This is a genomic window from Streptomyces sp. Je 1-369 (assembly GCF_026810505.1).
Taxonomy (GTDB): domain Bacteria; phylum Actinomycetota; class Actinomycetes; order Streptomycetales; family Streptomycetaceae; genus Streptomyces.
Genome location: NZ_CP101750.1, coordinates 7,076,236 through 7,086,302, shown reverse-complemented (window position 1 = coordinate 7,086,302; position 10,067 = coordinate 7,076,236). Strand labels below are relative to the sequence as shown.

Sequence of the window (10,067 nt, the reverse complement as noted above, 5' to 3'; positions counted from 1 at the left end):
TGACGTCCTTTCCCAACTCTTGGGCCATCTTGACGACACGCACTGTTTCCTATCCGTGCGCCATTGCCCAGGACATTCTTGACCGGTGTGTGCGGCACGCCCACGCCCTGTTTCCCCTCGCCCCTGGACCCGGCGCGGGCGTCAACGGGCGGACGGTCGCATTCCGGTTCCGGTGAAGTGGTCGCGCGCACTGTCAATGGGCTTCCTCGGCACGTTGCAGCGCCTGGTACGGAGAGTGGATCAACCTTGTCGCATGAGCTCGAGGACATCTGGCCGCTGTCGCCGCTCCAGGAGGGGCTGGTCTACCACGCCCTCGCCGACCGCGAGGGGCCGGATGCCTATGTCGTGCAGCTGATCCTGGACTTCGAGGGTGTCCTGGACGCCGGCTCCATGCGCGCGGCCGGACAGGCCCTGCTCGACCGGCACGCGAACCTGCGGGCCGCGTTCTGGGTGGACGACCTCGACGAGCCCGTCCAAGTGGTCGCCGCCGACGTCGAGTTGCCGTGGGCCGAGGTCGACCTCAGTCAGCTGTCGCCCGCGGAGACCGAGGCCGAACTGCGCACGTTCGCGGACACCGAGCGGGCCCGCCGGTTCGAGCTCGACCGTCCGCCGCTGATGCGCATGGCGCTCATCAGGCACAGGCACTCCGACGGATCCAATCCCGCTGCTGCTGACCGCAGTCGACTCGTCCTCACCCAGCATCACGTGCTCGTCGACGGCTGGTCGTCGTCCCTGATGGTGCGCGAACTGCTCGCCCTGTACGACTCCAAGGGCGACGACAGCGTCCTGCCTCCTGTCACGCCCTACCGCGAGTACCTGGTCTGGCTCTCCGAGCAGGACCGCGAGGGCGCGCGCGAGGCGTGGACGCGTGCGCTGGCCGGTGCGGAGCCGACGCTGCTCGCCACGCCCGTAGCCGGAACGGCGACTGACGGGACGACAACCTCCTTCCCCGAGAGCTTCGTCGCGCATCTCCCCCAAGAGATCACCGCGTCGCTTCAGGCCCAGGCGCGCCGTCTCGGAGTCACGCTGAGCACGCTCGTCCAGTCCGTGTGGGGTGTGCTCCTCGGCCGGATGACCGGGCAGGACGACGTGGTCTTCGGCGCCGTGGTGTCGGGGCGGTCGCCGGAGATCCCGGGCGTCGAGAGCATGATCGGCCTGTTCATCAACACGGTGCCGGTCCGCGTGCGGCTGGACTCCGATGACACCTGGGCCGACCTGGCCGTGCGCGTGCAGGGCGAGCAGGCCGCGCTGCTGCCGCACCAGCACCTGTCCCTGACGGACGTTCAGGGGGCGGCCGGCCTCGGGGACGCCTTCGACACGGTCATGGTCGTGGAGAACTTCCCCGCCGACCGGAACGGTTCCGCTGCCCGGAACACCTCTGCCGACCGCGACACTCCTGCTGGTCACCGGGCGCGCCTCACGGCCACGGCCACGCAAGGCCGTGACGCCACCCACTACCCGTTGAGCCTCGCCGTGTCACCGGGTGAAGTGCTCAAGCTGCGGCTGGACTTCCGTACCGACCGGTTCGACCGCGCGACGGTCGCCGTCATCGCCGAGCGCCTGATGCGGCTGCTGAGTTCCGTGGCCGGGGACGCGGGGCAGCGGGTCGGGGCGGTGGAGCTGCTGTCCGCCGGTGAGCGTGAGCGCGTGGTGGGCGCGTGGGGTTCCGGTCCGGTGGTGGAGGTGCCGGAGGGGACGGCACCGGCCGCGTTCGCGGCGCGGGTCGCCGAGACGCCGGATGCTGCGGCGCTGGTGGCGGCGGACGGCGGTACGGTCTGCTCGTACGCCGAGTTGGATGCCCGCGCCGACCGGGTCGCACGGCTGCTGGTGCGGCGTGGCGTGGGGCCTGAGCAGGTGGTGGCGCTCGCGCTGCCTCGGTCCCTGGAGCTCGTGGTCGCGGTTCTCGCGGTGTGGAAGGCGGGGGCGGCGTATCTGCCGATCGACACCGCGTATCCGCTGGACCGGATCCGCTTCATGGTCGAGGACGCCCGCCCCACGCTCGTACTGACGGACACGGCGTCCAAGGGACTGTGGGCACAGGGCACGCCGGTCGTGCACCTCGACGACCCCGCTGTGCAGGACGAGTTGGCGTCCCGCGCCCCGGCCGTCCTCGCCGCACCCGAGCCCGCGCACCCCGCCTACGTCATCTACACCTCCGGCTCGACCGGCACTCCCAAGGGAGTCGTCGTCACGCACGAGGGACTGGTGAGCCTGGTCGCGTCGTCCGGACCCCACCTCGGCCTCGGCCCCGGCAGCCGCGTGCTCCAGTTCGCCTCACCCAGCTTCGACGCCGCGACCTGGGACTGGAGCCTGGCCCTGCTGTCGGGCGCGGCCCTCGTCGTCGCCGACGCTCAGCAGATCGCCCCCGGCGACGCACTCGCACGTGTCGTGTCCCAGGCAGGCGTCACGTACTGCATGGTGCCGCCCTCGGCCCTCGGCGTACTGGACGTGGCGCAGGTACCGGAGACGATGACCGTCGTCGTAGGCGGCGAAGCCTGCGGACCCGACACCGTCGAACGCTGGTCCCCCGGCAGGCGCATGGTCAACGCCTACGGACCTACCGAAACCACCGTGTGCGCGACACTGAGCGACCCGCTGTCGGGGGCCGCGGTACCGCCGATCGGACGGCCCATCGGCAACGTACGGACATACGTCCTGGACGATAGCCTGCGTCCGGTGGCGCCCGGGATGCCCGGCGAGCTGTACGTCGCCGGGGCCGGTGTCGCACGCGGCTACCTGAACCGGCCGGGGCTGACCGCGGAACGGTTCGTCGCCGACCCCTACGGGCCCCCCGGTTCCCGCATGTACCGCACCGGCGACCTCGCGTCCTGGAACAACGACGGCACCCTGCGCTACCTCGGACGCACCGACGACCAGGTCAAGCTGCGCGGCTACCGCATCGAACTCGGGGAAGTCGAGGCCGCGTTGGCCGCCTGCCCCGGCATCGCGAGCGCCACTGCCGTCCTCCGCGAGGACCGCCCCGGCGACCGACGCCTCGTCGGCTACGTCGTCGCCGATGATTCCGCCGACAGCGTCGACATCGACCAGGTGAAGAAGACCGTCGCCGCGCGGCTGCCCGACCACATGGTCCCTTCAGCCGTCGTCACCGTCGACGGACTCCCCCTCCTGCCGAACGGCAAGCTCGACCGCAAGGCGCTGCCCGCACCCGACTACAGCGGCACGGCCGCGTCGTCCCGCGCCCCGCGCGACGCACGCGAGGAGATCCTCGCCGGACTCTTCACCGAAGTACTCGGCCTCGACCGCATCGGCGTCGACGACAACTTCTTCGACCTCGGCGGCCACTCCCTCCTCGCCATGCGCCTGATCGGCCGCGTACGCGCCGTCATGGGCGTGGACCTCGTCATCCGCGACCTGTTCGCGGCGCCGACGATCGCCGGTCTCGCCCGCACGGTGGAAGCGACGACGAACCCCGCCGACCGCCCGGCCCTGGCGCCCGCCACGCGCCCCGACCGTTTGCCGTTGTCGTTCGCGCAGCGCAGGCTGTGGTTCCTGTACCGGATGGAGGGGCCCAGCGCGACGTACAACGTGCCGGTCGTGCTGCGACTCTCCGGCGAGCTGGACACGAAGGCTTTACTGGTCGCCCTGAACGACGTGGTCGGGCGGCACGAGGCGCTGCGCACCGTGTTCCCGGACGTCGACGGCCAGCCGTACCAGGACATCCGCCCGGCCGCCGACGCGCGACCGGTGGTGGACGTCGGGACGGTCACCGAGGCGGAACTGCCCGGTGCCGTGGACATCGCCGTCCGCCACCCCTTCGACCTCGCCCACGAACTCCCCCTCCGTGGCGCCCTGTTCACGGTGCGGGACGCCGCGCAGGACACGGCTCAGCACACCGTGCAGGACACCTCCGACGAGCACGTCCTCGTCCTCGTCATCCACCACATCGCAGGCGACGGCTGGTCCATGGGACCCCTCGCCCGCGACCTGAGCACCGCCTACGCCGCACGATGCGCGGGGAACCCGCCCACGTGGGAGCCGCTGCCGGTCCAGTACGCCGACTACACCCTGTGGCAGCACGAACTCCTCGGCGACGCCGACGACCCCGACAGCCTGCTCGCCCGCCAACTCGACCACTGGAAGGGCGCGCTGGCAGAGCTCCCCGACCGCATCGACCTTCCCACCGACCTCGCCGAGCGGACGTCGGACGACCGGCGGGGCGAGGTGGCGGAACTGTCCTTGCCCGCCGATCTGCACGAGGACCTCGTCCGCGTCGCGAAGGGGCAGCGCAGCACCGTCTTCATGGTGCTGCAGTCCGCCCTTGCCGTGCTCCTGCACCGCCTCGGCGCCGGGACGGACATCCCCATCGGCACGCCGACGGCGGGCCGGGCCCAGCAGGAGCTCGACACCCTCGTCGGCAACTTCGTCAACACCCTCGTCCTGCGCACCGACCTGTCCGGCGACCCCACCTTCACCGAACTCCTCGACCGCGTCCGCGAGAGCGACCTCAACGCCTACGCCCACCAGGACCTGCCCTTCGAAAGCCTGGTGGAAGCCCTCAACCCGACCCGTTCCACGGACCACCAGCCGCTGTACCAGGTGATGCTCACGCTGCAGAACCACGAGGCGCAGCAGCTCGACATCCCCGGCCTGAGCCTCACGGCGTCCTCCTGGAACACACGGGCCGCGCGCCGGGACCTGACGCTGACCCTGCGGGAGCGGTTCGGCCCGGACGGTGCGCCGCAGGGGATCGACGGTGCCCTGCAGTTCGACGCGGGCCGGTTCTCCCGGGAGCGCGTCGAGGCCATCGGCCGCTGGTTCCGGCAGGCCCTCGCGAGCCTCGTCGACGATCCCGAGCAGCGCGTCGGGTCGGTGGACCTGCTGTCGGCCGCGGAGCGGCACGAGATGCTGCGGGCGTGGAACGACACCGCCGTGCCCGCCCCGCCCGGTACGCTCCCCGAGCTGTTCCAGGCGCAGGCCGCCGCCACTCCTGACGCGGTCGCGCTCGTCGCCGACGGTACGCACCTCACGTACGGCGAGCTCAACGCCCGCGCCAACCGGCTGGCCCGGGTCCTGACCGAGCGCGGTGCGGGCTCCGAGCAGATCGTCGCCCTCGCTCTGCCCAGGTCCCCGGAGATGGTCACCGCCCTCCTCGCGGTGCTGAAGGCGGGGGCGGCCTACCTGCCCATCGACACGACCTACCCGGCGGAACGCATCCGCTACATGGTCCGGGACGCCCGCCCCACCCTCGTCCTGACCGACACCGGCACCACCGGTCTCTGGTCCGACGACACCCCGACCGTCCTCCTCGACGACCCCGCCCTCCAGAGCCGGGCCTCGGCCCTCGACACCGCCGACCCCACCACCGCGCCCGACCCCTCCCACCCCGCCTACGTCATCTACACCTCCGGCTCCACCGGCGCCCCCAAGGGCGTCGTCGTGCCGCACGCGGCGGTGGCCGACTACCTGCGGGACACGAGCCGGCGCTATGCGGGGGCCAAGGGCGTGGCGCTGCTGCACACGTCCCTCTCCTTCGACCTCTCGATCACCGCGCTCTTCACGCCCCTCGTCTCGGGCGGCCGTGTGGTCCTGGCGGAGCTGCACGAGAGCGTCGCGGACGATGCGGGCGGCGCGGAGACACGTGCGCTCGGCTGCGACTTCCTCAAGGCCACGCCCAGCCATCTGGCGCTGCTCGAAGGCCTCCCCGAGGAGGTGTCCCCGCGCAAGGAGCTGCTGCTCGGCGGTGAGGCGCTGCTCGGCGAGGCGCTGCGCAAGTGGCGCGACGGGCACCCGGACGTGACCGTCATGAACGTGTACGGGCCGACCGAGGCCTCGGTGAACTGCACCGAGTTCCGGATCGAGCCCGGCGACGAACTGCCTGACGGGCCGGTGCCGATCGGCCGCCCGATGGCCAACACGCAGGTGTACGTGCTGGACGCGGGCCTGCGTCCGGTGCCGCCCGGCGTGCCCGGCGAGCTGTACGTGGCGGGCGCGGGCCTCGCGCGGGGCTACCTGCGGCGGCCCGGCCTGACCGGACAGCGCTTCGTCGCCGATCCGTACGGGCCCGCGGGGTCCCGCATGTACCGCACAGGCGACCTGGCGCGATGGAACAACGACGGCACTCTCGTCTTCCTCGGCCGCGCGGACGACCAGGTCAAGCTGCGCGGTTACCGCATCGAACTCGGCGAGATCGAGGCCGAGTTGACGCGTTGCGACGGAGTCGCGCGGGCGGCCGTGGTGGTGCGTGAGGAGCAGGAGGGCGACCGGCGCCTGGTCGGCTACGTCGTCCCGGCCGCCGTCGGGAGCGTCGACCCCGCCGAGGTGCGGGAGCGGCTCGCGGCGCGGCTGCCGGAGTACATGGTGCCGGCCGCGGTCGTCGTCCTCGACGCCCTGCCCCTGACCGCGCACGGGAAGCTGGACCGCAAGGCGCTGCCCGACCCCGACTACACCGCCGAGCTGGACAGTGACGGCGGTGGCGGCTCCGAAGGGCGGCCGGAGAGGCAGCCGCGCAGCCCGCACGAGGAGATCCTCACGGCCCTGTTCGCGGAGGTACTCGGCATCGATCCCGAGCGGGTCGGCGTCGACGACAGCTTCTTCGACCTGGGCGGGCACTCGCTGCTGGCCGCACGCGTGATCGGACGGATCCGCCGTGCCATGGGCGCGCAACTCGGCATCAAGGCGTTCTTCGACTCCCCGACGGTGGCGGGCCTGACCCGGCAGCTCAGTGGCAGCCCCGAGGCGCGGCCGCCGATCGTGCCGGTGGCGCGTCCGGAGCGCATGCCGCTGTCGTACGCGCAGCGCCGGTTGTGGTTCCTGTACCGGATGGAGGGTCCCAGCGCGACGTACAACGGCGCGGCGGTGCTCCGGATCTCCGGTGCGATGGACGCGGCGGCGCTGCGGGCGGCGCTGGGTGACGTGGTGGCGCGGCACGAGGCGCTGCGGACCGTTTTCCCGGACGTCGACGGTCAGCCGTACCAGGACGTACGTCCGGTCGCCGAGGCGCGGCCTGTGCTTGACGTCGCGTCGGTGCCCGAGGCGGAGCTGACGGGTGCGGTGGAGCGTGCGGTGCGGCACGCTTTCGACCTCGCGACGGAACTTCCCTTCCGGGCCGCTCTGTTCACCGTCGACGGCAGCGTCGACGACGCCGTCGCCGACACTGTGGACGATGCTGAGGACGAGCACGTGCTCGTCCTCGTGATCCATCACATCGCCGGGGACGGCTGGTCGGTGGGTCCGCTCTCCCGCGACCTGAGCACGGCATACGCGGCTCGGCGCTCCGGCCGCGCCCCGGCATGGACGCCGCTGCCGGTGCAGTACGCGGACTACACCCTGTGGCAGCGCGATCTCCTCGGCGACGAGAACGACCCGGAGAGCCTGCTCGCCGCGCAGGTCGGCCACTGGCGTGACGCGCTGGCAGGGCTGCCGGAGCGCATCGCCCTGCCGACGGACCACCCGTATCCGGAGCAGGCGGGGTCCGAGGGCGGTGTCGTTCCGGTGCGGATCGACGCCGAACTGCACCGGGCGCTCGTCGAGCTCGCGCGGTCGCGGCAGACGACCGTGTTCATGGTGCTCCAGGCCGCCCTCGGCGTGCTCCTGCACCGCCACGGCGCGGGCACGGACATCCCCATCGGGACACCCGTCGCGGGCCGTGGCGAGGAGGAACTGGACGACCTGGTCGGCTTCTTCGTCAATACCCTCGTCCTGCGCACCGACCTGACCGGCGACCCCACCTTCACCGAACTCCTCGACCGCGTCCGCGAGGCCGACCTCAACGCCTACGCCCACCAGGACCTGCCCTTCGAAGGCCTCGTGGAGGCGCTGAACCCGACCCGGTCCCTCGCCCACCACCCGCTCTTCCAGGTCATGCTCGGGCTCAACAGCAACCCGCGGGGCGAGCTCACCTTCGCCGGGGCGCTGGCGACCCCGCAGGAGGCGCGTACACGGGCCGCGCGGATGGACCTGACGGTGCATCTGGCCGAGCGCCAGGGTGGCGGTGAGGAGGCTCAGGGCGGGATCGACGGGTCGGTCTCGTACCGTACGGATCTCTTCGAGCACGCCACGGTGACCGCCCTGGTGGAACGGCTGCTGCGGGTGCTGCGCGCCGTCGCGGACGACCCCGGTCAGCGCGTCGGCACCGTCGACGTCCTGTCCGAGGACGAGCGGCACCGGGTGCTGGAAGAGTGGAATGACACGGCCGCACCCCTGCCCTCGGGCACGGTTCCCGAGCTGTTCCGGGCGCAGGCCGCGGCCACGCCGGACGCGATCGCCGTGATCGCCGACGCCAACGCCGACGCCAACACCAACGGCACCCGTCTCACGTACGGCGAACTCGACGCTCGCGCCGACGCGCTGGCGCGGCTCCTGACCGAGCGGGGCGTGGGCCCCGAACACATCGTCGCCATCGCCCTGCCCCGGTCACCGGAGCTGGTCACCGCCCTGCTCGCGGTGCTGAAGGCGGGCGCCGCGTATCTGCCCCTCGACACGTCCTACCCGGCGGAACGCATCCGCTACATGGTCGAGGACGCCCGCCCCACCCTCGTCCTCACCCACACCGGCACGTCCGGCCTCTGGGCGGAGGGCACCCCGACCGTCCTCCTCGATGACCCCGCCGCCCTCCGGAGCAGGACGGCAACACCGGACACCGCCACCCCGGCCCCCGACCCCTCCCACCCCGCCTACGTCATCTACACCTCCGGCTCCACCGGCGCCCCCAAGGGCGTCGCCGTGCAGCACTCCGGAGTGGTGAACCGGCTGGCGTGGATGCAGTCGGAGTACGGGCTCACGGCCGACGACCGGGTGCTGCAGAAGACTCCGGCCGGGTTCGACGTGTCGGTGTGGGAGTTCTTCTGGCCGCTGCTGCACGGCGCGTCCATGGTCCTGGCGAAGCCCGACGGGCAGAACGACGCCAAGTACCTGGCCGGACTCGTGGAGCGCGAGGGCGTCACCACGGTGCACTTCGTGCCGTCGATGCTCGACGCGTTCCTGAACGAGCCGTCGGCCGTGCGCTGCGGGTCGCTGCGGCGGGTGTTCAGCAGCGGCGAGGCGCTGCACGCCGGTACGGTGACGCGCTGCCGCGCCGTACTGCCCGCCGCGCGGCTCCACAACCTGTACGGGCCGACGGAGGCGACGGTCGACGTCACGTACCACCCGTGCGCCGCGGACGGCGATCCCCGGGTCGCGCCGCCGATCGGCCGTCCGATCTCCAACACGCGGGTGTACGTCCTGGACGCCGCCCTGCGCCCGGTCGCCCCTGGTGTCGCGGGCGAGCTGTACCTCGCGGGGGCGGGACTCGCACGGGGCTACCTGAACCGGCCCGGACTCACCGCGGAGCGCTTCGTCGCCGATCCGCACGGGCCCGCCGGAACGCGCATGTACCGCACCGGCGACCTCGCGGCCTGGAACGACGACGGCACCCTCCGCTATCTCGGACGCACCGACGACCAGGTCAAGCTGCGCGGCTTCCGGATCGAACTCGGCGAGATCGCGGCCGTGTTGTCCGACTGTCCCTCGGTGGCTGCCACCGCCGTGGTGATCCGGGAGGACCGGCCCGCCGACCACCGCCTGGTGGGTTACGTCGTGGCGGAGGACGGGACGCCGCTGGACCAGCACGACCTTCAGGACCGGTTGCGGCGTGCCCTCCCCGAGCACATGGTCCCCACCGCCCTGGTCCCCCTCGACGCCCTCCCCCTGACCCCCAACGGAAAGCTGGACCGCAAGGCACTCCCGGCGCCCGACTACACAGGCGCCACCGCCCCCGCCCGGCCTCCGCGCAACAGCCGGGAGGAGACGCTCGCCGGGCTCTTCGCCGAAGTCCTCGGCCTGGAGAAGCCGGTCGGCATCGACGACAACTTCTTCGGCCTCGGCGGGCACTCCCTGCTCGCCACACGCCTCATCGGCCGCATCCGCACCGTCCTCGGCGCCGAGGTCGACCTGCGGACGGTCTTCACCAAGCCGACGGTGGCGGAACTGGCCGAGAACCTGGGCGGTCCGGGCACACCCGCCGCCAGGCCGAGGCCCAAGCTGCGGCCGCGGTCACGCGGGACGACGTGAGTCCGGCCCACCGAAGAAGAGCGACCGAGCACAGAAGCCGTCAGAGGGATCAGAGGAGA

1 protein-coding gene is annotated in these 10,067 nt (G+C 72.2%); it reads left to right on the top strand.

The window, feature by feature from the left end; genetic code table 11:
• Positions 1–246 precede the first annotated feature (246 nt).
• On the top strand, positions 247–10,008 hold the full coding sequence (locus NOO62_RS31730; protein WP_268774224.1) for a non-ribosomal peptide synthetase: 9,762 nt from the start codon (positions 247–249) through the stop codon (positions 10,006–10,008).
• Positions 10,009–10,067: the final 59 nt, after the last annotated feature.